The sequence below is a fragment of the Glycomyces sp. NPDC048151 genome (assembly GCF_043202775.1).
Lineage (GTDB): Bacteria > Actinomycetota > Actinomycetes > Mycobacteriales > Micromonosporaceae > Glycomyces.
The window spans coordinates 35,278-54,549 of record NZ_JBIDBB010000011.1; the positions used below are offsets into that span (position 1 = coordinate 35,278).

A 19,272-nucleotide genomic window follows, 5' to 3' on the forward strand; every position below is an offset into this window, starting at 1 on the left:
AACATGCTAGCCTCTCAATTACGCTACTATTAGTAGCGTAATCAGGAACCGGAGGACCCCATGACCACCAAGGCCCCGATCGGCGCCCGCCTCTTCCTCAAGAACCGGCCCGACTGGCACGACCTCACCGCCGCCGACGTCCTCGCCGGACGCGCCAAGCTCGCCCGCCTGGTCGCCTCGCCCGCCATGCGCCTCATCGCCGGACGCCCCGACCCCCGCGCACACATCGAGACCCGCACCCTCGAACTCCCGGGCCGCCGCATCACCCTGCGCGTCCACCGCCCCGACGGCCGCCACGAGCGCCTCCCGCTCGTCCTCTCCTTCCACGGCGGCGGCTTCATCACCGGCACCGCCGCCCAGAACGACTGGCTCAACAGCGGACTCGCGGCCGCCCTCCCCGCCGTCGTCGCCGCCGTCGAATACCGCCTCGCCCCCGAGCACCCGCTGCCCGCGCCCGTGGAGGACGCCCGCGACACGCTCGACCGCCTCGCCGACGACCCCTTCGGCTGGGGCACCGACCCCGACCGCATCGCCGTCGTCGGCGAGAGCGCCGGAGGCACGCTCGCCGCGCTGCTCGCCCTGCGCTCCCGCGAGACCGGCCCGGCGATCCGCGCCCAGGTCCTCCTCTACCCCGCCCTCGACTGGACCGAGACCATGACCGACTACCCCTCGGTCGCCCGCAACGCGGGCCAGCCCGGCCTCTCGGCCGCCGAACTGCGCTTCGCCCGCGGCTTCGCCGTCTCCCCGGGCTTCGACCCGACGACGGTGTCCCCCTTGAAGACCGCCGACCTCACGGGCCTGCCGCCCGCGCTGGCCGTCGCGGGCGGGCTCGATCCGGCTTACGACCACGGCCGGACCTATGTGGAGCTGCTGAGCGCGGCCGGGAACGACGCCCGCTTCACGGGGTACCCGAACGCGGTCCACAAGTTCATGAGCGTCCCCGGCATCGTCCCGGCCGCCCGGCCCGCGCGCCGCGAGATCGCCGAGTTCCTCGGCAGCCGCCTGCGGGCGACCGCCCCGGCCCGATAGGCCGACGGGGCCGCGAGCGCCTTCGCGCCCGCGACCCCGTTGCGGCCCTTGGGCTAAGCCGGAGTACACGTCACCGCCGGAGCCACCGCCGACCCGGTGCCGATGAAGCCCCACGCGGAGGTCTTGGTCTGGCCCGCCGCGACGGCGCCGTTCCAACCCACGTCCTCGGCGGTGACCGACGCGCCCGACGAGGTCACGGCCGCGTTCCACGAGCTGGAGATCGTCTGGCCGCTCGGCCACGTCCAGGTGAGCTTCCAGCCGCTGATCGCGGCGCTGCCCGCCGTCACGTCCACATTGGCCTGCCAACCGGAGTTCCAGGTGCTGACCACCTTGACGACCGCCGAGCAGCCGCCCGCCGGGCCGCCCGTGGGGCTCGAGGTCGGGGTCGTCGGGACCGTGGTCGGGGAGGTGGTCGGGTCGACCGGCTTGTCGAGCCCGAAGAACTCGAGGGCCTTGGCCGCCATGCCGTTCGCCATCAGGTTGTGGCCGACGCCCTGGAGGCTGATCGCCTCGACCGGGGCCTGGGTCCCGGTGCCGCCGTAGCGGGTGCGGTTCCAGTTGGCCTGCGGCGTGTCGGAGAGCTCGGGCGTCTGGTCGGTGCCGTTGACGTTCGTCCACTGGTCGATCTGCTCCTGGAAGTTCTGGTAGAACAGCACGTCGTCGTTGGTGCCGTGCCAGATCTGCATGCGCGGCCACGGGCCGCTGTAGCCGGGGTTGGTCGCGCGGACCTCGTCGCCCCACTGCTGCGGGGTGCGGTTGACCTGGCCTTGCGAGCACTGCGAGTTCCACTCGGAGCCGTTGTCGGTGCGGAAGCAGGTGTAGGGGACGCCGGAGAAGGCCGCGCCCGCTTCGAAGACCTCGGGGTAGACCCCGAGCATCACGTTGGTCATCATTGCGCCGGAGGAGATGCCGGTCGAGAAGATCCGGTCAGTGTCCACATTGTGCTGTGCGATCGTCCAGTCCATCATGGACTTGATGCCGACCGAGTCGGATCCCGTGCCGCTCAGGGAAGCCGCCGAGGCCACGTCCCAGCACTTGCTGGAGCGCGTGACCGACGGGTAGACCACGACGAACCCGTACTGGTCGGCGAGGCGGGCCCACTCGGTGCCGCTGTAGAACGCGTTCGCGTCGCCGCCGCACCAGTGGATGCCGAGGACCATGGCGGGCTCGGGGGCCACGTTGTCGGGCACGTACAGGTACATCTGCAGGTTGCTCGGGTTGTTCCCGAAACCGGTGATCTGGGTGAGGGACGCGGCGCTGGCGGGCTTGGGGATCATGACCGCGGCGAGCGCGACGGCGGCGACGAACACCGCGGCGGCCGCGGCGATCAGGCCTCTGCGCATGCGGGGGAGGGTGAAGGCTGACATGGGGTCCTCTCTTGGCGCTGCCGGTCGCGCCGTGACGGCCCGGAGCGGGCCGCGTGTGCCGGAAGAAGATCGTTGGGGATCGTCGCAGTGAGGGTCAACACACTATATATCCACGGTTTTCGATATGCAAGCGCTCCCAAGAGGACGCTGGGTCGGACGCGGTGCTTCAGGCGCGTTCGCCCGTTGCCGCTGCGATGCCGAGGCCGATGAGGGCCGTGCCGCCGGTGCGGTTGAGGACGAGCTTCGCGCGGGGGCGGCGGAGGACGTCGCGGGCGGCGGAGGCGACGAGGCCCCAGACCGTGTCGCACGCGGCCGCGAGCACCGCGAACGTCGCGCCGAGCAGCAGCATCTGCACGGTGGCCGAGCCGGCCTCGGCGTTGATGAACTGGGGGAGGATCGCCAGGAAGAACAGGATCGTCTTCGGGTTGAGCATGCCCACGACGAACCCCTCCGCCATGGTCGCGAGCGCCCGCTTCGGGGACCCCGCCTCGTCGGGCGCGGCCATCACGCCCTTGCGGTCGCGGAGCGCCTTGACCCCCAGGAACACCAGGTACGCCGCGCCCGCGTATTTCACGATCGCGAACGCCAGCGCCGACTCCTGGATGAGCGCGCCCAGCCCGACCGCCGCGAGCGTGGCGGCGGCGAACGTCCCGATCGCGTTGCCCCAGGCGGTGAGCACGGCCTGCGTGCGGCCGTAGGCGAGGGCCCGGCTCACGGTGAACATGACCGACGGGCCGGGGATGAGGATGAGGATGAGCGCGGCGACGACGAAGCCCAGGTACTGCGCGGTGCTTGGCATGACCCGATCAAAGCACCCGCCAGCGCAGGCGGCAACCCCATTCCGAAGCGTCCGGGTTTGTGGTGCGTCACGTGTGATATGTGATGTGGCACTGGGGTTCCTAGATGTCCTCTGGGCTGTACGGATGCCCGCTTGATTTCGAGTGGGTGACGTGGCGCATAATTTTCATGACCTCCCACCCTTTATCCATTCAGGAGTGTTCATGGACCACCCGCCCCGGGCCGGCGGACCGCCCCCGTCGTCCCGTTCCGCCCCCGCCCGCATCGCGCCCCAGTTCCTGCCCGCCCCGGGCCGCCCCGCGCCCGAACGACCCAACGGCAGCACGGGCACGACCGGCGGCATCCCCCGGCACGAGCCCGCAGCGTCCGGTGCGTCCGGCGCCGAGCGCCCGCACACCACCGGCCCTGTCGACCTCGACCCCACGTACTCGACCCTGCTGCAGACGCAGAGCGACACCGCCCGCATCGCGCTCGCCGTCCTCCTCCTCGCCGCGCCCGTGGCCGCCGCCGTCACCGCCTACCTCCTGCCGACCGTCCGCACGATCCAGCTCAGCCGCATCGAAGGGCTCAGCGTCTTCGGCTCCGCCGAGACCATCGGCCCCGCGAACTACGAGGAAGTCGCGGCCGAAGGGGCGTTTGCCGACGGGCTCGCCGCCCTCGCCGGCCCCATCGCGGTCATGGTGCTCGTCGGGGCGGTGCTCGCCCCGCTCGCCGCGTGGCTCATCCACCGGTCCGGACGGCGGCTGCGGACCACCGCCACCGTCGTCTGGAGCCTCGCCGCGGTCACCTTCGCCCCGGCCGCCCTCACCGTCGCCTGGCTCATCGCCCGCCTCGTCTCCGGCGGCGACCGCGAAGCGAGCCTCTACGACTGGCCCGGCCTCATCTCCGGCGTCGTCCTCGGCCTCTGCGTCCTCACCGGACTCGCCGCGATGCGCGGCAGCGCGACGGGAGCACCGACCGCAACGCGCGGTGCCGCGAACGGGAAGCCGACCGCGCTGCTCGTCACCGCCTGCCTCGCCGCGCTCGCCGTCACCGCCGCCGGGCTCCAGACCTTCGCCTACGGCACCATCAGCGGCCTCCCGCTCGAGACCGGCACCCCCGTCGCGCAGATCTTCAACGGCCTCTACTCGGGCTTCTCCCCGGGGCTGTCCTCCGCGAAGTCCGTGCTGCTCATGGCCATCCTCGCCGTGCTCGGCATCGGCGCCGCGCTCGTGTTCGCCGCCGCCCGCATCAGGATCGACGTCGGCCCGGTCGACCCGGCACCGGCCCGGCCGCTGGCGGTCGTCCTCGGCGCCGCCGCACTCGTCGTCCTGCTCGTCGCCGCCGGCGCCTACCTCCTTCCGTGGCTCGTCCGCGCGGGCGAGGACACCAGCGAAGGCGCGGACCTGTGGCTCGCGATCCGCCGCACGTGGGGCCCGCCGCTCATCACCACCGCCGTCGCGCTCCCGGTCGCCGCCGCGGGCGGCTACGCCCTCGGCGCCCTGCGGCCCTTGGGGAACGCCTCGCGCTGGCTCCTGCTCCTGTTCGCGCCGTGGCTGTTCACCGGCTCCGGGCCGCTCGGCGCCGCGAACCTCGAAGCGGTCGCGGGCGAAGGCGAGTACATGGTCATCGGCTCGTTCCCGCCCCGCGCGTGGGTCGCGATCCCGCTCCTGTTCCTCTTCACGGCCCTGTTCTGGGGCCTGGAGGACCGTCGCCGCGCCGCGATCCTGCACGGGACCGAGCCCCGCGCGGCCCGCGCCGCGTTCCTCAAAGCGGCCTGGCCCATGGTCGCCCTCATGGGCCTCGCGCTGCTCCTCGTCAACGCCCAGGACCTGTTCTGGCAGCAGCTGACCTTCCAGGACATGCTGTCGTCGGGCCCGATGGTCTCGGCCCTGGAGAACCTGGAGTTCGAGCGTTCCGGTGTGGCCCTGGGCTTCCCGGTCCCGCTCCTCATCGGGTACGCGCTGGCCGCGGCGGCCGCCGCCGTCTGGTACCTGCCGCGCGTGGCCGTCAGGGCCGGCAGGGAGTGAACGCCGAGGGGCCGACGCCATCGTCGGCCCCTCGTTTCGGTGCGTTTTGTCAGCCGCGCACGAACTCGATGTCGTGGAAGCGCCTGGCGGCCGTGTCGTAGTGCAGCCGTGCGCCTTCCATGTACCCGAACAGCGCGCCCCACTCGTCGTGGTCGGCTTCGGGGAACAGCGTCACGAGCCCGCATTCGATGTGCCCGCCGTGGCCGATGACCAGGGCCGCGTCGCCCGGTCCGAGCGGGGCCATGAGGTCCGACCACTGCCGGGCGAGCGCGTGCGAGTAGTCGGACGCGGTGCTGCCGCGGCGGTTGACGAGCCGGGCGAGCCGAGTGAACGGCGCGCCGACGTCGTAGGTGGCGGCCTGCGACTCCTGGAGGAAGCCGTTGACGTTGGGGAGGGTGGGGAGTTCCACGGTCACCGCGAACCCCATCGCGATCGCCGTCTCCCGGGCCCGGGGCGCGACGCTCGTGGCGACGACCTCGAAGGGCCCCATGAGCGTTCCCGACCAGCGGGCCAGTTCGACGCCTTCCTGGGAGAGGTGGACGGCCTCGTCCCCGTCGCGCTTGCTGTGCCGGCGGATCTCGAGCATGGGCATTGGCGGTCTCTTCTCTTCTCGAACACGCTGCGCGGTACCAATCTACGGCTCGGCCGCCGGGCGTCCCGCGTCAGGGTTTGACCGCGATGCCCGCCATCTGCGTGCGCTCGTACGGCTCGAACTCCTCGAATTCGGGGACCTTCCGGTCGGGCTCCTCCGGGTACCAGCGGGACACGTATTCGAGGCCGGGCGGGACCATCGGCATGCCCAGGAAGTGCTTCTGGAGGCGTTCGACCGGCCTGATCCAGCCGTTGCCGAGCGTCTCCAGGCACCCCTGGGAGAGCCCGCGCTGGGCCGGGTCGCCGGTGTCGGGCCAGGCGGTGAGGAACAGGTGCGAGCCGGAGACCAGGGGCGCCATGAGGGCGGCGATGATGTCGTCGGGCTTCTCGTTCTCGTGGATCTGCATGATCATGCCGACGATGACGACCGCGACGGGCCGGTCGAAGTCGAGGTGCGCCCGCACCTCCGCGTTCTCGAGGATGCCGACCGGGTCGCGCAGGTCGGCGGTGACCACAGTGGTGGTGCGGTTGTCGGCGAGGAGCGCGCGGCCGTGGGAGAGGACCATCGGGTCGTTGTCGACGTAGACGACGCGCGTGTCGGGGTTGATCTCCTGGGCGACCTGGTGGGTGTTCTGCTCGGTCGGGAGGCCGCAGCCGATGTCGAGGATCTGGTCGATGCCGGCGCCGCGCACGAGGTACTGGATGCCGCGGATGAGGGCCTTGCGGTTGAGCCAGGTCGCCTCGCGCACTTGGGGGATGAGGCGCTCGAAGACCTCGACCGCCTCGCGGTCGGCTTTGAAGTTGTTCTTGCCGCCGAGGGCGGCGTCGTAGACGCGCGCGGTCGAGGGGACCTCGGGGTCGATCCCCGGCGGCGGCCATTGCGGTGCTGCGTCGTTCAAGGCTTTCCAATCGGCGCTGAATGGGCAGGTGACAGGGGAGCGGGGCGTCGCGTCGGGCAGTCGCGGCGCACTGGGGACGCTGGAGCGCGCTAGCGGTCCCCCGCCGGCGGGGACGTCGGTCCAGACTAGCCCATCGGGGGGTTGAACACGAGCTGCCGCACACCGGTAGTGGCACTCCGTTCCACCCCGGCAGGCTGCGCAAACGCTCCCAGAAACGGACGGAAACGGGGCGCCCGGCAACCGGGCGCCCCGTTCGAACGGTTGTTTATATAGGGCGAGTTCCTAAGCGGCGCTGCCGGTTACGGATGAGCCGGAACGCTCCAGGGTGTACTCGAGGGTCGCTCCGCTCCAGAAGTGGAAGGTGAGCTTCACGGTCGAATTGTCGTTCACCTCGGCGAAGAACGCCTCGGTGAGCGCGATGGTCCCGGCCTCGGCGTCGGGCTCGAACGCGACGGCGAACTCCTTGTAGGCGGTCCAGTTCTGCGGGCCCGCCGGGGTCCCGTCCGGGTAGACCGCCTCCATGGTCGCGAGCTGGTCCCCGTTGAACTGGACCGGGACGGCGAGACCGGCGGTGGTGCCGTCGGCGTCCTGCGCGACCGGCGCCTGGGACGAGATCACGTGGAGCTTCCACGGGACGCCGCCGGAGAACCGGGCTTCGAGCACGGCCCGCTCGCCGAGCCCGCCGTCGCCGACGAGGCGGCCGAGCAGGTCGGCGCTCAGGGTCAGCGCGCCGCCGTCCACCGTGTAGTCGGCGCCTGCGGCCAGTTCGGTCCCGTCGTGCCACAGGCCCGCGAAGGCGAGGCCGTTCTCGTTGAGCGCCACGGTGTGCGCGGCGGGCGCGGCCCCGGCGGGCACGTACACGAGGTCCGACGCGGCCGTGCCCGAGCGGGTCTCCCACGCGGACTCGACGTGCGCGAACAGGTCGGGGTCCTGCCACGTGAACGCCTCGCGGTCGAAGTGCTGGCCGTTGTCCCACCACATCGTGGTGAGGCCGGTCTGCTCCGCGTAGTACCCGAGGTGTTCGAAGAACTTCAGCTTCTCGCCCTGCTCGACGACGCCGACGTGCTTGTCGAAGCCGAGGAGGCCCCATTCGCCGAGGATGACCGGGACGCCCTTGTCGGTGAACGTCGCCTTGACGCGGTCGAAGACCGCCTCGAGGTCGGCCTTCACCTCGTCGTCGAACGTGGTGTACCCCGCGACGTTGACGCTGAAGGGCCAGAACCCGTAGTAGTGCACGGTCGCGGCGATCATCGGGTCGTCCAGGTCGGCGATGCTCTTCGCCGTGGCGTCGAGGCGCGCCTGATCGCTGCTGGTGTGCAGGGTCGGGATGACGAGGAGCCGGTCGGCGTTCCGGCCGCCGGAGCCGCGCACGATCTGGTGGAAGGAGTCGTTGAGCTCGTCGAGGAGCACGTCGCCCTCCTCCTCGCTGACGTCGGCGAACTGGGGTTCGTTGAGGTTCTCGAACACCAGTCGCTCCGGGGCGTCGGCGAAGGCCGCGGCGATCTGCGTCCACGCCGCGTTGTACCGCGCGAGGACCTGGTCGTGCTGGGTCGGCATCTGGTTGACCCACTGCCACGAGTCGTGGTGGATGTTGATGAGCACGTAGAAGCCGTCGTCGAGCGCGAGGTCGACGACCTCCTGCACGCGGGCCATGTAGTCGGCGTCGATCGCGTAGTCGCCGCTCTCGGCCTGGTGCGCGGACCAGGTGACGGGGATGCGGATCGAGTTGAAGCCCTGCGCCCGGACGGCGTCGAGCAGTTCGGGGGTGATGCGCGGGTTGCCCCAGGCGGTCTCGTCCTCGCCGACGGCGTCGAGCGAGTTGCCGAGGTTCCAGCCCGGCTGCATGGCCGCGACGGTCTCGGCGGCGGTGAGCTGCGCCGGTTCCGCCTGCGGGGCTTCGGGTTCGGCGAAGGCGGTCCTGACGGTGAGCGCGGCGGCGGCTGCCGCCGCCACCGCAATCAGGGCAGCGATGAGCCTGATCGGTTTGCGTCGCAAGGGTGATCACTCTTTCTGCGCCGCTGGAGGGCAATGCCGGGTCGGCCTCCGTGCGGCGCACTGGTTGTTGGTTTGCCGGGATGATCCCGTATTGCGGGGTCGAAACGCTCCGGCCATGATTCCAGGGCCAAATGCCGCATGTCAACCTTTTGATTGCCGGTAACAACAAAGAAACTGCCTGTCACGACGGACGCGCCCCGGCCCCGCACGGGGCACTGTGGTGGCCGACGACACCGGCACCGGCCGTGGCCTGCGGGTAAGCTTGGTTCATGGAGGAGTACGCGGGCGAGACGATGAGCATGGGGACCGCGCTGGTGCGGACCGCTTTCGTGGTCGACGCCGTGTACGCGGACTCGGTGCGCGAGTTCGACCTCACGATGCAGCAGGCGCAGCTGCTGTGCGTCCTCATCCCCAGGCCGTACGGGATGTTCGAGCTGGCCAAGACCCTGAACCTCGCGAAGTCGAGCATCTCGGGGCTGGTGGACCGGTCCGAGAAGCGCGGCCTGGTGCGCCGCGAGGCCGATCCGGGCGACGGGCGCGCCTTCCGCGTGGTCCTCACCGACAAGGGCGCCGAGCTCGCCGAGCGGTTCCACGACGAGACGACCAAGCGCGTGGCCGAGCTGCCGCTGGGCCTGAGCGACGAGGAGCGGGACGTCCTGGTCGGCCTGCTCACCCGCATCGTCGCCGACAACCACGTGCCCGTGGTCTTCAGCGAATCGGGTTGCCCGTCCACGAAGGACTGCACCGAGTAGCCAAGGCGCGCAGCGCTTCCGCAAGCACGACGAAGCCCCCGCCGCAGGAGTGCGGCGGGGGCCTTCCCCGTCCAGTGACGATCGAGCGGACGGGGGAGTCTGCTCAGGCGGCGGTCCGATAGAGCGAGTCGAACATGCCGGTCATGAGGTCGCGGCCCTTCCATTCGACGACCGATTCGAGCGGCAGCTGCACCGGGCCGTTCTCGGTGATCATCTGGCCGACGCCGAGGTCGGGGCCGAGCGGGACGATCACCTGGTACGGCGCGGACTGGTACTCCAGCTCCGGCTCCCCGCCGCCGATCTGGGCGATGATGTTGGCGGCCACGACCTCCGCGTGCCGCCCGGCGGCCGCGGCGCGCTTCTCCTCGGGCACGTCCGTGATGTCGCCGATGGCGTACACGTGCCCGTGTCCCTCCACATTGAGCTTCGGGGTGACGGGGAGCTGGCCGCGCCGGTTGAGCCGGGCGATGCCGCCCTCCAGGTACCCGGAGTTGGTGCTGGCCCCGAAGGCGCGGAACCAGATGTCGGCCTCGACGGTCTCGCCGTTCGCGGTGACCGCGACGGCTCCGGCCCGTCCGGGCTCGACGGCGGGCTCGTCGTCGAGGGAGACGCCGAGGCGTACGTCGACGCCGAGCTTCTCCAGCTGCGCGTGGAGTTCGGTGCGCAGTGCCGCCTCGTACCCGGGCATCAGCTCCTCGGACGGGTCCACGATGGTGATCTGCTTGTCCGGCCAGACGGCCTTGATCTCGCCCGCGAGCTCGAGCCCGACCGGCCCGGCCCCGGCGATGAGGACCCGCCCGGCCCCGGCCAGTTCGGCGTGCGTCTCCTTGAAGTGGGCCAGGGCCTCCTCGGTGGAGTCGGTGCGGGTCTTGGCCGGGTACGGGTAGCCCGAGCCGGTGGCCAGGACGATGTAGTCGGCCTCGACGCGCTCGCCGGAGGCGAGGGTCACGCCGCGTTCGTCCACACCGGACGCGTATTCGCGGACATGTCTGCCGCGCTTGAGGAACGCGTCGTACGGGTAGAACATCCGCGCGGCCCATGCCTCGGGCTGCGTCAGCGCCCGGAGCGTTCCGGCGGCGTGGACGAAGGCGTCCTTGGGCTCGATGAGGACCACATCGGCGTGCTCGTCCAGCGCCTTGACGAGGGCGGCCCCGCCGTACCCGCCGCCGACGACCGCCACGGTCTTCCCCTGCTGCGTCATGTCGTTTCCCTCCGGAAATCTAGTTCGTACTACGAACCATAATAGTTCGTATTACGAACTACAAGGGCCGCGCCTGTTCGACCTCCGTGACCCCGCTCACCCGTGAGACCGCAACCGCCACTAGGTGACAGAGCGGAGAAACTTCGCTACCGTTCTGTTATGAGCGCCGTCACAAATGCCTCGAATGACCTGCCCGGCAACCCGCTCCGGCAACTCCACCTCGACCAGCTCCGCCAGCGCACCAGCGCCAAATGGCGGGCCCACCCCGACGACGTCCTCCCGCTCTGGGTCGCCGAGATGGACGTGCCCCTCGCCGAGCCGATCACCAAGGCCGTCACCGACGCGATAGCCGCGGGCGACACCGGCTACCCCGCCGGAACCGCCTACGCGGAGTCCTACGCCGAGTTCGCCGCCGCTCGCTGGGGCTGGGACGACCTCACCCCCGCCCGCGTCCGCACCGTCCCCGACGTCATGCTCGGCGTGGTCGCGATGCTCGACCTCCTCACCGCCCCCGGCGACGCCGTCATCGTCAACAGCCCGGTCTACACGCCCTTCTACGACTTCTGCGCCTTCAATGGCCGCAAGGTCATCGAGGCCCCGCTCGGTCCCGACCACCGGATCGACTTCGCGGCCCTCGCCGAGGCCTTCGAGCTCGCGCTGGGTCGCGGCCGACGCGCCGCCTACCTCCTCTGCAGCCCCCACAACCCGACCGGGACCGTCCACACCAGAGCGGAGCTCGCCCGGGTCGCGAGAGTCGCCGCCTCCTACGGGATCCGGGTCGTCGCCGACGAGGCGCACGCCCCGCTCTGCGACGCCGGCACCGCGTTCACGCCGTACCTCACCGTCCCCGGCGGGGAGGACGGCCTCGCCGTCACCTCCGCCGCCAAGGCCTGGAACCTCCCCGGCCTGCGCGCCGCCCTCGCCGTCGCCGGGCCCGACGCCGCCGTCGAGCTCGCCCGCATGCCCGAGGGGATCGCGGGCAGCACCAGCCATATCGGCGCGATCGCGCAGACCGCCGCGTTCCGCGAAGGCGGCCCCTGGCTCGACGCCCTCCTGGCCGGGCTCGCCGAGAACCGCCGCCTCCTCGCCGACGCGATCGAATCCCAACTGCCGCAAGCGGTCTACCGGCCCCGGCCGGCCACCTACCTCGCCTGGATCGATTGCCGCGCCCTCGGGCTCGGCGACGACCCCGCCGCGCACTTCCTCGCACAAGGCCGGGTCGCCCTCAACTCCGGGCACCTGTTCGGCACCGGAGGCGCGGGCCACGTCCGCCTCAACTACGCCACCTCGCCCGAGATCCTCGCCGAAGCGGTCGACCGCATGGCCGCCTCCCTGAGTTGACAGGTACCTGTCAAACGGCGTAGCCTCGGGGACGTGCAGCTCAGTCCCCGCGGCCTCGCCGTGTCCGAACTCGCCGTCGAGGTCTTCCGCGCCAACGGCGCCCTCATCGCCGCGGGCGACGACCTCGCCCGCCCCGCCGGGCTCACCAGCGCCCGCTGGCAGGTCCTCGGCGTCATCGACCACGCCCCCGCCACCGTCGCCGACATCGCCCGCACCATGGGCCTGCGCCGCCAGAGCGTGCGGCAGACCGCCGACGCGCTCGCCGCCGACGGCCTCGCGTACTTCACCGACAACCCGCGCCACCGCCGCGCGCGACTCCTCGACCCCACCCCCGCCGGGCGCCGCGCCCTCGCCGAAGTCGAACGCGCCCATGCCGTCTGGGCCGACGCCCTCGCCGCACGGCTCGCCCCGTCCCAGATCGAGGCCGCCACGGCCGCCCTGCGCGCGCTCACTGCCGCGCTCCGACCGGAAGGAACCCGATGAGCGGCGAGTTCACCGTCCCCCTGCTGCCGTGCAGGTCCATCGACGAGGCCGCGGAGTTCTACGGGATGCTCGGCTTCCGGCGCACCCACCACCAGACCCGCCCCAACCCGTACATCGTCATGGCCCGCGACGACTGGGAGATCCACTTCTTCGGCGTCGACGAACTCGACCCTGAGACCACCTACGGCACCTGCCTGGTGTTCGTGCCCGACACCGGCGCGCTCTGGGACGAGTTCGCGGCCGGGATGCGCCGGGTCCACGGCAAGGTCCTCGTCTCCGGCATCCCGCGCGTCACCCGCCCGCGCAAGCGCGCCAACACCGGCAACATGGCCGGGTTCTCGCTCACCGACCCCAGCGGCAACATCATCCGGTTCTTCCCGCAGCGCGAGGACACCGAGAAATCCGCTGCGCCGCAGAGCAAACTGGGTCGCACGCTCGTCAAGGCCGTCGTCCTCGGCGAGTCCAAAGGCGACACCGCGCAGGCCGTGAAGCTCCTCGACTCGACCCTCGCCCGCAGCGGCGACGAGGCCCCCAAGCCGGAACTCCTCGACGCCCTCGCCTACCGCGCCGAACTCGCCCTCCGCCAGGGCGACGACGCGACGGCGGCCGCGCTCCTGGAGCGCATCGAGGCGACACCGCTCGACGACGGCGAACGCGAGGCCGCGGCGGGCGCGCTGGCGACCGCCGCGGACCTCGCGAAGCAGCTCTAGGACGCCGCGAACTCGGGGTGGACCTGCTCGACCCGGTCCTGCTTGACGTGCATGTCCCAGTACAGGTCCGCCAGCTCGGCGGGCTCGACGACGGGGAACGCGACCCCGGATTCGGCGACGCTCGCGGCCGCGGCCTCGCCGACCTCGGTGCCCGCGATCATCGCGCCGATGGCGAGCGTGCCGGCGTAGACGCCGGTCCCGGCGAGTTCGCCGTTGAGCGAGTACAGCCAGTTGCGGGCGGCCGACATGAGCGGGCCGACGCCGCTCATGTGCGGCATCGGCACGGCCGCGGAGAGGCCGTGGGTGAGCAGGAACGACCCTTCGCCGCGTTCGGTCCACTCCGGCAGGACCGCTTGGGCGACTTCGAGGGGCGTGAACAGGAGCAGCGGCGCCATGGCCTCGAGCTGGGCCGCGTCGAGCGACCGCGCGGGGATGAACCCCTGCTCGGTGCCGATGGGCCCGTACTCGACGACGTCGATGCGGCCGAAGCGCTCGCGGATGGCCGCGACCAGGGCGGGGACCTCGGCGGGCCGGGAGAGGTCGGCGGGGAACGCGGCGGCTTCGACCCCCTCGTCCGCGAGCGCCGCGACGAGGGCGTCGAGGCGGTCCTTGCGGCGGGCGACCAGGGCGACGCGGAAGCCCTCGGCGCCGAACCGGCGGGCGACTGCGGCGCCGAGACCGGTTCCGGCTCCGAAGACGGCGATGACCTTCGACATGGGTGTGCTCCTTGCTCGTGCGAATAACTTGACCATAGGGTCAACTTCTCGGTCCGACGGTAGCATGGAACTTGACCCCACTGTCAAGTTGATGTGTCCGGGAAGATGGGAGCATTGAGCCCGACCGGAAGGAGCGCCTGATGCGGGCCGACGCCCAACGCAACGCCGACAAGCTGCGGCAGGCCGCGACCGAGCTGTTCCGCGAACGCGGCCTCGACGCGCCGCTCAAGGAGATCGCCCGCCGCGCCGGGGTGAGCCACGGCACCCTCTACAACCTGTTCGGCACGCGTGAAGCGCTCATCAACGCGGTCCTGCCCGACCTCGCGGTCGACCGGCTCGAAGCCGTCGCCACGCGCGCTCTGGACTGCGAGGACCCCTGGGAGGGGTTCGTCGGCTACCTCGAAGGGCTCTGCGAACTCCAGGCCGCCGACCCGGCCATCTCGGACATCCTCAGCGGCCGCTACCCCGGCGTCGGCCCGCTCATGACCGCCTGCGACCGCACCTTCGCCGTCACGCAGCAGATCGTCGAACGGGCCCGCGACGCCGGGGCCCTGCGCCCCGACTTCGCCCCCGAGGACATCCTGTTCATCCTCGGCACCAACGCCGCCCTCGCCCGCGCCGCCGCCGACACCGCCCCCGACGCCTGGCGGCGCTTCCTCGCGTTCATGGTCGACGGCCTCCGCGCCGAAGCGGCCCACCCGCTCCCGGGCGACCCCCTGACCCCCGCGCAGTTCTTCGAGGTCCTCTCCAACTTCCCCGCCAAAGCCTGACCCGGGTCCTCCGCCGAGGTTTAGGCCGCGGCCGATCGCGGTATGCATGAGTCATGCATGACCGATTGGCGAACCTGCTCGGCGCGGCCGCGCTGAACGTGGCCGACCTCGTCGCCGAGGAGCAGCGGAAGACCGCCGACCTGGGCGAGAGCGCGAGCGCCGCCCTGCTCACCCTCGACGAGTTCCCCGGCCTGGCGGTGACGTCGCTCGGCCGGTACATCGGCCTGAGCCAGCCTGCCGCCGCCCGCATGGTCGACGGCCTGGCCGCGCGCGGCCTCGTCGAGCGCCGCACCGGGTCCGGCCGCGCCGTCGCCGTCCACCTCACCAGCGCGGGCCAGCGCGCCGTGACGCGGCTCCTGGAGCGCCGCGAAGGCGTCCTCGCCCCGCTCGTCGCGGCTTTGGATCCCGCCGAACGCGTTGCGCTGGAAGGACTCTTGACGAAGCTGCTGTACGCGGTGCACGACCGCACCGGCCGGGCCGAGCGCGTCCCCGACGACGCCCTAGGGGAGCTGCTGTGCCGCCTGTGCGACCGGGCCGCGTGCATCAGCGGGGGCGCGGCCTGCCCGGTCACGCAGGCCGGAGGAGGCGTCCGCGATGCGTGAGCGCGAGCCCGCGGTCTGCCCGGTCTGCGGTTGGACCGACGACGACGCGGCGGTCGTCTCGCGCCACCACACGTCCGAGGGCGTGATCGTGTGGACCCGCTGCGTCTGCGGCGCGGTGCGGGCCCGCCTGCACCGGCTCGGCCCGGCCGAACCCGTCGCGCGCGCCGAACCGCCCTGGGACGCCTAGTAGTACCTCTTCTCCTTGGGTGCCTTCGGGCTGCGCGCCCGCATGCGCGCCTTGAGCCGCAACGTGATCTCGCGGACCAGGAAGGCGGCGGCCGCCGCGAGCACGGCTGCGAACACGAGTTGGGCCGCACCCCAACCGGTCTCGGTGACGACCTTGTCCGCCACTTCGATGCACAGCACCTGCGTGCCCTCGCCGGTCTCGCACCAGTCCGCGGACTGCACCTCCACGCCCCGGTGGACCAGGGCCGTCTCCTCGCCCGGCAGCGCGACGAGGAGGAACAGCACGGACCCGGCGAGGGTGACGGCGGCGACGAACGCGCTGAACAGCGGCGTGAACGGCAGCGCGATGCGGTGGCGTTCGGCGGTGTCGGGCCTGACGGGGTAGGCCGTGTAGTCGTCGGAGTCGGGCATCTGCTCGAACTCGAAGTGCGCGGAGTCGTTCATGGGGGTGCCTTCGGTGGAGGCCGCCGAGGTGCGGGCCGCTTCCCCGATGCTAACCCGCAGGTCATCCCGGCGGGGTCCAGTCTGTCAGCCGTTGCGCGGCAAGGGGAGTCCGGTGAGCCGGCACAGCACCGCGAACCCGTCGCCGGTGCCGGGCCAGTGGGCGCGGACCGCGTCGATCCCGGCCCGGCGAACGACCGAGCGGAGGACGAGTGCGACGACGACCGCGTCGTCGGCGTAGCCGAGCACGGGGATGAAATCGGGGACGAGGTCGAACGGCAGCGCCAGGTACGCGAACAGCAGGCCGAGGCGGACCCGGACGCCGCGCGGCAGGTCCGGGTCGGCCGCGAGCCGCCGCACCAGCCGCAGCAGGTCGGGGAGGACGCGCAGGGCCTCCTTCAGGAGCGGTCCGCGCGGCCCTGCGACCGCGAGCGCGATGATCGACGCGGCCCAGAGGAGGACGAGGCCTCCGGCGACCGCCAGCAGCAGGTCCGCCCACCACCAGCCGGTCACCGGACGCCTCGCTCACTCATGCGTCGACCTTAGAGCGCCGCTCGTCTACGCCGCGGGCCGCCACATCGGGTACAGCGGCGGGCCGCCCGCGCCGATGCGGAACGGCTCGCCGTGCCGCCGGTAGCCCAGGGACGCGTACAGGGCCGCGGTCTGCGGCGACACCGCCTCCAGGTACGCGGGGACGCCCTCGGCGTCGAGCCGCTCGTGGTGGGCCCGGAGCATCGCGCTGGCGACGCCGCGCCCGCGCGCGTCGGCGCGGACGCCGACGAGCGCCACGTAGTTGTGCGGCTCGGCCGGGTGGTGCTCGTCCATGACCCGGTCGAGCTCGGCGAACCCGTCGTAGTGCTTCCCGCACGCGTCACGAAGGCGCGCATCGTAGTCGGGGATCGGCGGCTCCTCGCGGGTGCGGTCGAACCAGACCACGGCGCCCTCGTCCCCGGCCGTGGCCACGCCGCCGTGGGCGACGGCGTGCTCGACGAGGATCGCGAACTGGCCCCCGACGGCGGCGACGCGTTCGGCCGGGTCCTCGACGAGCCACACGGCGGTCGGCACGTCGACGAACGCCTCGGCGAGCAGCCCCGCCACCTGCGCGGCGTCAGCGGCCACCGGCCACCCCCACCGGCTCGGCCTCCGCCGTCACCAGCGCGGCCTTCGCGCCGTGCCCGATCCCGGCGTACACGTCCGGGCGGCCCCACTTGAGGTACGCGCCCCAGCCCGCGCCGAGGATCGCCAAGGCCGCGAACAGGATCGGCACGAGCACCGGCAGCGTCGATCCCTTCTCGACACCCAGCAGCGTGTGGAAGTGCAGGACCGACAGGTACAGCACCCACAAGAGCGCCGCGACCGACAGGACCGGCGCGATCCTGGTGGCCCACAGCGACTCCCCGCGCCGGTCGCGCCAGAAGTACACGACGACCGCGACCGCGCACGTCGCGATGAGCGCGAGCAGCCCGATCCCGGCCGACGTGCTCATGTAGAAGAACAGGTGCACCAGCGGGTCGAGGCCGAGGGCCGCCCACGCGACGATGACCGCGCCGCTGACGGCGGTCTGGGTGAGCGACGCGGCCGCGGGGGAGGAGGTCCGCGGTGCGGTGCGGCCCAGCCACGCGGGCGCGACGCGCTCGCGGCCGAGCGCGAACAGGTAGCGGGCGGTGGTGTTGTGGAAGCTCAAGGCGGCGGCGGTGACCGAGGTCAGCAGCAGTACCTCGCCGATGACCGCCCACGGGGCGCCGAGCTGGTCGCCTGCGAGGGTGAACATGAGCGAGGGGTCCGCGATGGCGGCCGACACGACCTCGTCCGCGCCGACGGCGGCGATGATCGACCACGACGAGGCGATGTAGATGAACGCGAGGATGCCGACGGTGGCGAGGGTGGCCCGTGCGACCGTGCGGCGCCGGTCCTTCGCCTCCTCGCCGTAGACGGTGGGTGATTCGAACCCGATGAAGCCGGTGACCGCCAGCGCCAGCATGGCTCCGGCCGCTTCGCCGCCGAGCGTGGACGGCGACATCGCCGCGAGCGGGACGCCGTCGGCGGCGTTGGCGAAGTTCGAGGCGCTGAACAGCAGGATCACGGCGATCTCGACGACGAGGAGGGTCGCGAGCACCTTCGCGTTGATGTCGACCGCGCGCGTGCCCAGGAGCCCGATGAGCAGCCACGCGGCGAGCGCGCAGGCCCACCAGGGCGCGTCCAGGCCCGCCCGGGCCAAGACGCTCTCCGCGGTGAGTCCGAGCAGGCCGAAGAGGCTGATCTGCATGGCGCAGTAGGAGGTCGCCGCGACCCACGCGGCCGCGACGCCCGGGACGCGGCCGATGCCGCGCGCGATGAACGCGTAGAACGCGCCCGCGTTGGTGATGTGCCGCGACATCGTCGTGTAGCCGACGCTGAACAGCCACAGGCACGCCGCGATGATGACGTACCCCAGCGGGATGCCGATCTGCCCGGCCAGGGCGAACATGACGACCACGCCGCCGGCGATCACCGTCAGCGGCGTCGCGGCGGTCAGGGAGAAGTGGAGGAGGCTGAGCGTGCCGAGCTTGTCGCGGGCCAGGACGGCTTGCACCGCGCTGGGAGGCGAGGACGGAGTTGACATGGGGGCAGGGACTCCTTCTTCGGGTATTCGGGGGAGGTTCAGCGGCCGCCGGTGATGGCGATGTCCGCCACCGTCGCCGCCAGGTGCGCCAGGACGGCGCGGAGCGCGGCGGGCAGGGCCTGCCGCCGCTGTCCGGCGTACTCGCGTGCGCCGGAGGGGAACTGGTTGTACAGCGGCTTGGAGAGTCCCACCGCCTCGGTGAGTCCCAGCAGGAACACGTCCTCTATGGACACGTCCCGCTCCGCGAGGGACAGGTGGCGGCGCAGACGCGAGAACACCGCGTTCGCGATGAGGGCGTCGCTCGGCTCGTAGCCGACCTCCACGCGCCGGGACCACCGCGAGCGGTACTCGTGGCGGGCCATGATGCCGAGCATCGTCATGTGCTCGGCGGTCTTGGTGTACACGTCCGCGGCGGAGAGGAACTCGAGCCAGTCGCGGACGCTGAGGCTGGTGCGCTCGGCGCGGACGTGCTCGACCAGCCACAGCGCCAAGGAGTCCTCCGGCGGCCGGTACCGCTCGTCGAAGCACACCAGGTCGACTCCCTTTGTGGCCCAGACGATCAGGTGCTGCGAGAGCACGAGTTCGGCCAGGAGCGCCGCGCCGATGCCCAGCCCGGTCACGCGGGTGCCCGTGGCGGGCTTGTACGCGTCGTCGAGGGAGGTGATGAGGAGGGCGTCGTAGACCAGACGAGTGGAGGGCACGTCGGGCACCAGGGGTAGTCCTTCCTATACAGGGCGATTCATGCGATTACCATACCGGTGCCGATCGGCTGTTCGTACT

Annotated in this window: 21 protein-coding genes; 9 read left to right on the plus strand and 12 right to left on the minus strand. The window is 71.8% G+C overall.

Features of this window, described 5'->3' with window-relative positions:
- Positions 1 to 60 precede the first annotated feature (60 nt).
- Complete coding sequence (locus ACGGCP_RS24095) at positions 61 to 1,029, plus strand: alpha/beta hydrolase (RefSeq protein WP_392970263.1); 969 nt, start codon at positions 61 to 63, stop codon at positions 1,027 to 1,029.
- Positions 1,030 to 1,082: 53 nt separating this feature from the next.
- On the opposite strand, the gene ACGGCP_RS24100 is transcribed toward ACGGCP_RS24095, so the two are convergent.
- Together ACGGCP_RS24100 and ACGGCP_RS24105 are read right to left on the minus strand one after the other, a co-directional pair.
- Positions 1,083 to 2,372, minus strand: a complete 1,290-nt coding sequence (locus ACGGCP_RS24100; protein ID WP_392970266.1) for a PHB depolymerase family esterase — start codon at positions 2,370 to 2,372, stop codon at positions 1,083 to 1,085.
- Positions 2,373 to 2,562: 190 nt separating this feature from the next.
- Positions 2,563 to 3,195, minus strand: coding sequence for a LysE family translocator (locus ACGGCP_RS24105; RefSeq protein WP_392970269.1), 633 nt, complete (start codon positions 3,193 to 3,195; stop codon positions 2,563 to 2,565).
- A gap of 202 nt (positions 3,196 to 3,397) precedes the next feature.
- Here ACGGCP_RS24105 and ACGGCP_RS24110 point away from each other — a divergent pair, with 202 nt between their 5' ends.
- Positions 3,398 to 5,203 (plus strand): hypothetical protein, encoded by a 1,806-nt coding sequence (locus ACGGCP_RS24110; RefSeq protein WP_392970272.1) that lies wholly within the window; start codon positions 3,398 to 3,400, stop codon positions 5,201 to 5,203.
- A 49-nt stretch (positions 5,204 to 5,252) separates the two neighbouring features.
- On the opposite strand, the gene ACGGCP_RS24115 is transcribed toward ACGGCP_RS24110, so the two are convergent.
- The 3 genes from ACGGCP_RS24115 to ACGGCP_RS24125 form a co-directional block, all read right to left on the minus strand.
- A complete protein-coding gene (locus ACGGCP_RS24115) occupies positions 5,253 to 5,795 on the minus strand; it encodes a hypothetical protein (RefSeq protein WP_392970275.1) in 543 nt (180 codons plus the stop codon).
- A gap of 70 nt (positions 5,796 to 5,865) precedes the next feature.
- Positions 5,866 to 6,693, minus strand: coding sequence for an SAM-dependent methyltransferase (locus tag ACGGCP_RS24120; RefSeq protein ID WP_392970278.1), 828 nt, complete (start codon positions 6,691 to 6,693; stop codon positions 5,866 to 5,868).
- A gap of 282 nt (positions 6,694 to 6,975) precedes the next feature.
- On the minus strand, positions 6,976 to 8,688 hold the full coding sequence (locus ACGGCP_RS24125) for a cellulase family glycosylhydrolase (protein ID WP_392970281.1): 1,713 nt from the start codon (positions 8,686 to 8,688) through the stop codon (positions 6,976 to 6,978).
- 269 nt (positions 8,689 to 8,957) lie between these two features.
- On the opposite strand from ACGGCP_RS24125, the gene ACGGCP_RS24130 reads away from it, so the two are divergent.
- Positions 8,958 to 9,440: a MarR family winged helix-turn-helix transcriptional regulator gene (locus tag ACGGCP_RS24130; protein ID WP_392970284.1), complete on the plus strand. Its 483-nt coding sequence runs from the start codon at positions 8,958 to 8,960 to the stop codon at positions 9,438 to 9,440.
- A 103-nt stretch (positions 9,441 to 9,543) separates the two neighbouring features.
- On the opposite strand, the gene ACGGCP_RS24135 is transcribed toward ACGGCP_RS24130, so the two are convergent.
- Complete coding sequence (locus ACGGCP_RS24135) at positions 9,544 to 10,641, minus strand: NAD(P)/FAD-dependent oxidoreductase (RefSeq protein WP_392970287.1); 1,098 nt, start codon at positions 10,639 to 10,641, stop codon at positions 9,544 to 9,546.
- A gap of 159 nt (positions 10,642 to 10,800) precedes the next feature.
- On the opposite strand from ACGGCP_RS24135, the gene ACGGCP_RS24140 reads away from it, so the two are divergent.
- The 3 genes from ACGGCP_RS24140 to ACGGCP_RS24150 are packed head-to-tail and all read left to right on the plus strand — an operon-like array spanning position 10,801 to position 13,175.
- Positions 10,801 to 11,982: a MalY/PatB family protein gene (locus ACGGCP_RS24140; RefSeq protein ID WP_392970290.1), complete on the plus strand. Its 1,182-nt coding sequence runs from the start codon at positions 10,801 to 10,803 to the stop codon at positions 11,980 to 11,982.
- Positions 11,983 to 12,015: 33 nt separating this feature from the next.
- Positions 12,016 to 12,465, plus strand: coding sequence for a MarR family winged helix-turn-helix transcriptional regulator (locus tag ACGGCP_RS24145; protein WP_392970293.1), 450 nt, complete (start codon positions 12,016 to 12,018; stop codon positions 12,463 to 12,465).
- The gene (locus tag ACGGCP_RS24150; protein WP_392970296.1) at positions 12,462 to 13,175 is read left to right on the plus strand and encodes a VOC family protein; all 714 of its coding nucleotides are present in this window, start codon (positions 12,462 to 12,464) and stop codon (positions 13,173 to 13,175) included. The genes ACGGCP_RS24145 and ACGGCP_RS24150 overlap by 4 nt, the downstream gene beginning before the upstream one ends.
- On the opposite strand, the gene ACGGCP_RS24155 is transcribed toward ACGGCP_RS24150, so the two are convergent.
- Positions 13,172 to 13,891, minus strand: a complete 720-nt coding sequence (locus ACGGCP_RS24155) for an SDR family NAD(P)-dependent oxidoreductase (RefSeq protein ID WP_392970299.1) — start codon at positions 13,889 to 13,891, stop codon at positions 13,172 to 13,174. The genes ACGGCP_RS24150 and ACGGCP_RS24155 overlap by 4 nt on opposite strands.
- A 140-nt stretch (positions 13,892 to 14,031) precedes the next feature.
- Between ACGGCP_RS24155 and ACGGCP_RS24160 the strand changes: the two genes are divergently transcribed.
- From ACGGCP_RS24160 to ACGGCP_RS24170, 3 genes are read left to right on the plus strand one after another with little or no spacing between them, the layout of a single operon-like run.
- Positions 14,032 to 14,661 (plus strand): TetR/AcrR family transcriptional regulator, encoded by a 630-nt coding sequence (locus ACGGCP_RS24160; RefSeq protein WP_392970302.1) that lies wholly within the window; start codon positions 14,032 to 14,034, stop codon positions 14,659 to 14,661.
- Between the two features lie 53 nt (positions 14,662 to 14,714).
- Positions 14,715 to 15,263 (plus strand): MarR family winged helix-turn-helix transcriptional regulator, encoded by a 549-nt coding sequence (locus tag ACGGCP_RS24165; RefSeq protein WP_392970305.1) that lies wholly within the window; start codon positions 14,715 to 14,717, stop codon positions 15,261 to 15,263.
- On the plus strand, positions 15,256 to 15,450 hold the full coding sequence (locus tag ACGGCP_RS24170) for a hypothetical protein (RefSeq protein WP_392970308.1): 195 nt from the start codon (positions 15,256 to 15,258) through the stop codon (positions 15,448 to 15,450). Before ACGGCP_RS24165 ends, ACGGCP_RS24170 begins: the two co-directional genes overlap by 8 nt.
- Here ACGGCP_RS24170 and ACGGCP_RS24175 read toward each other — a convergent pair.
- The 5 genes from ACGGCP_RS24175 to ACGGCP_RS24195 form a co-directional block, all read right to left on the minus strand.
- Positions 15,447 to 15,893 (minus strand): hypothetical protein, encoded by a 447-nt coding sequence (locus ACGGCP_RS24175; protein ID WP_392970311.1) that lies wholly within the window; start codon positions 15,891 to 15,893, stop codon positions 15,447 to 15,449. The two genes, ACGGCP_RS24170 and ACGGCP_RS24175, sit on opposite strands and share 4 nt — an antisense overlap.
- A gap of 84 nt (positions 15,894 to 15,977) precedes the next feature.
- Positions 15,978 to 16,403, minus strand: coding sequence for a DUF1232 domain-containing protein (locus ACGGCP_RS24180; protein ID WP_392970314.1), 426 nt, complete (start codon positions 16,401 to 16,403; stop codon positions 15,978 to 15,980).
- 45 nt (positions 16,404 to 16,448) lie between these two features.
- The gene (locus tag ACGGCP_RS24185; protein WP_392970317.1) at positions 16,449 to 17,009 is read right to left on the minus strand and encodes a GNAT family N-acetyltransferase; all 561 of its coding nucleotides are present in this window, start codon (positions 17,007 to 17,009) and stop codon (positions 16,449 to 16,451) included.
- Positions 16,999 to 18,492, minus strand: coding sequence for an APC family permease (locus ACGGCP_RS24190; RefSeq protein ID WP_392970320.1), 1,494 nt, complete (start codon positions 18,490 to 18,492; stop codon positions 16,999 to 17,001). Before ACGGCP_RS24190 ends, ACGGCP_RS24185 begins: the two co-directional genes overlap by 11 nt.
- A 38-nt stretch (positions 18,493 to 18,530) precedes the next feature.
- Positions 18,531 to 19,202 (minus strand): GPP34 family phosphoprotein, encoded by a 672-nt coding sequence (locus tag ACGGCP_RS24195; RefSeq protein ID WP_392970323.1) that lies wholly within the window; start codon positions 19,200 to 19,202, stop codon positions 18,531 to 18,533.
- Positions 19,203 to 19,272: the final 70 nt, after the last annotated feature.

What these genes read in the sequence shown, in the direction of transcription:
- ACGGCP_RS24095 (WP_392970263.1), top strand. Translation starts at nt 61, where the DNA reads ATGACCACCAAGGCCCCGATCGGCGCCCGCCTCTTCCTCAAGAACCGG.
- ACGGCP_RS24100 (WP_392970266.1), bottom strand. Translation starts at nt 2,372, where the DNA reads ATGCGCAGAGGCCTGATCGCCGCGGCCGCCGCGGTGTTCGTCGCCGCC.
- ACGGCP_RS24105 (WP_392970269.1), bottom strand. Translation starts at nt 3,195, where the DNA reads ATGCCAAGCACCGCGCAGTACCTGGGCTTCGTCGTCGCCGCGCTCATC.
- ACGGCP_RS24110 (WP_392970272.1), top strand. Translation starts at nt 3,398, where the DNA reads ATGGACCACCCGCCCCGGGCCGGCGGACCGCCCCCGTCGTCCCGTTCC.
- ACGGCP_RS24115 (WP_392970275.1), bottom strand. Translation starts at nt 5,795, where the DNA reads ATGCCCATGCTCGAGATCCGCCGGCACAGCAAGCGCGACGGGGACGAG.
- ACGGCP_RS24130 (WP_392970284.1), top strand. Translation starts at nt 8,958, where the DNA reads ATGGAGGAGTACGCGGGCGAGACGATGAGCATGGGGACCGCGCTGGTG.
- ACGGCP_RS24135 (WP_392970287.1), bottom strand. Translation starts at nt 10,641, where the DNA reads ATGACGCAGCAGGGGAAGACCGTGGCGGTCGTCGGCGGCGGGTACGGC.
- ACGGCP_RS24140 (WP_392970290.1), top strand. Translation starts at nt 10,801, where the DNA reads ATGAGCGCCGTCACAAATGCCTCGAATGACCTGCCCGGCAACCCGCTC.
- ACGGCP_RS24150 (WP_392970296.1), top strand. Translation starts at nt 12,462, where the DNA reads ATGAGCGGCGAGTTCACCGTCCCCCTGCTGCCGTGCAGGTCCATCGAC.
- ACGGCP_RS24155 (WP_392970299.1), bottom strand. Translation starts at nt 13,891, where the DNA reads ATGTCGAAGGTCATCGCCGTCTTCGGAGCCGGAACCGGTCTCGGCGCC.
- ACGGCP_RS24160 (WP_392970302.1), top strand. Translation starts at nt 14,032, where the DNA reads ATGCGGGCCGACGCCCAACGCAACGCCGACAAGCTGCGGCAGGCCGCG.
- ACGGCP_RS24165 (WP_392970305.1), top strand. Translation starts at nt 14,715, where the DNA reads ATGCATGACCGATTGGCGAACCTGCTCGGCGCGGCCGCGCTGAACGTG.
- ACGGCP_RS24170 (WP_392970308.1), top strand. Translation starts at nt 15,256, where the DNA reads ATGCGTGAGCGCGAGCCCGCGGTCTGCCCGGTCTGCGGTTGGACCGAC.
- ACGGCP_RS24175 (WP_392970311.1), bottom strand. Translation starts at nt 15,893, where the DNA reads ATGAACGACTCCGCGCACTTCGAGTTCGAGCAGATGCCCGACTCCGAC.
- ACGGCP_RS24190 (WP_392970320.1), bottom strand. Translation starts at nt 18,492, where the DNA reads ATGTCAACTCCGTCCTCGCCTCCCAGCGCGGTGCAAGCCGTCCTGGCC.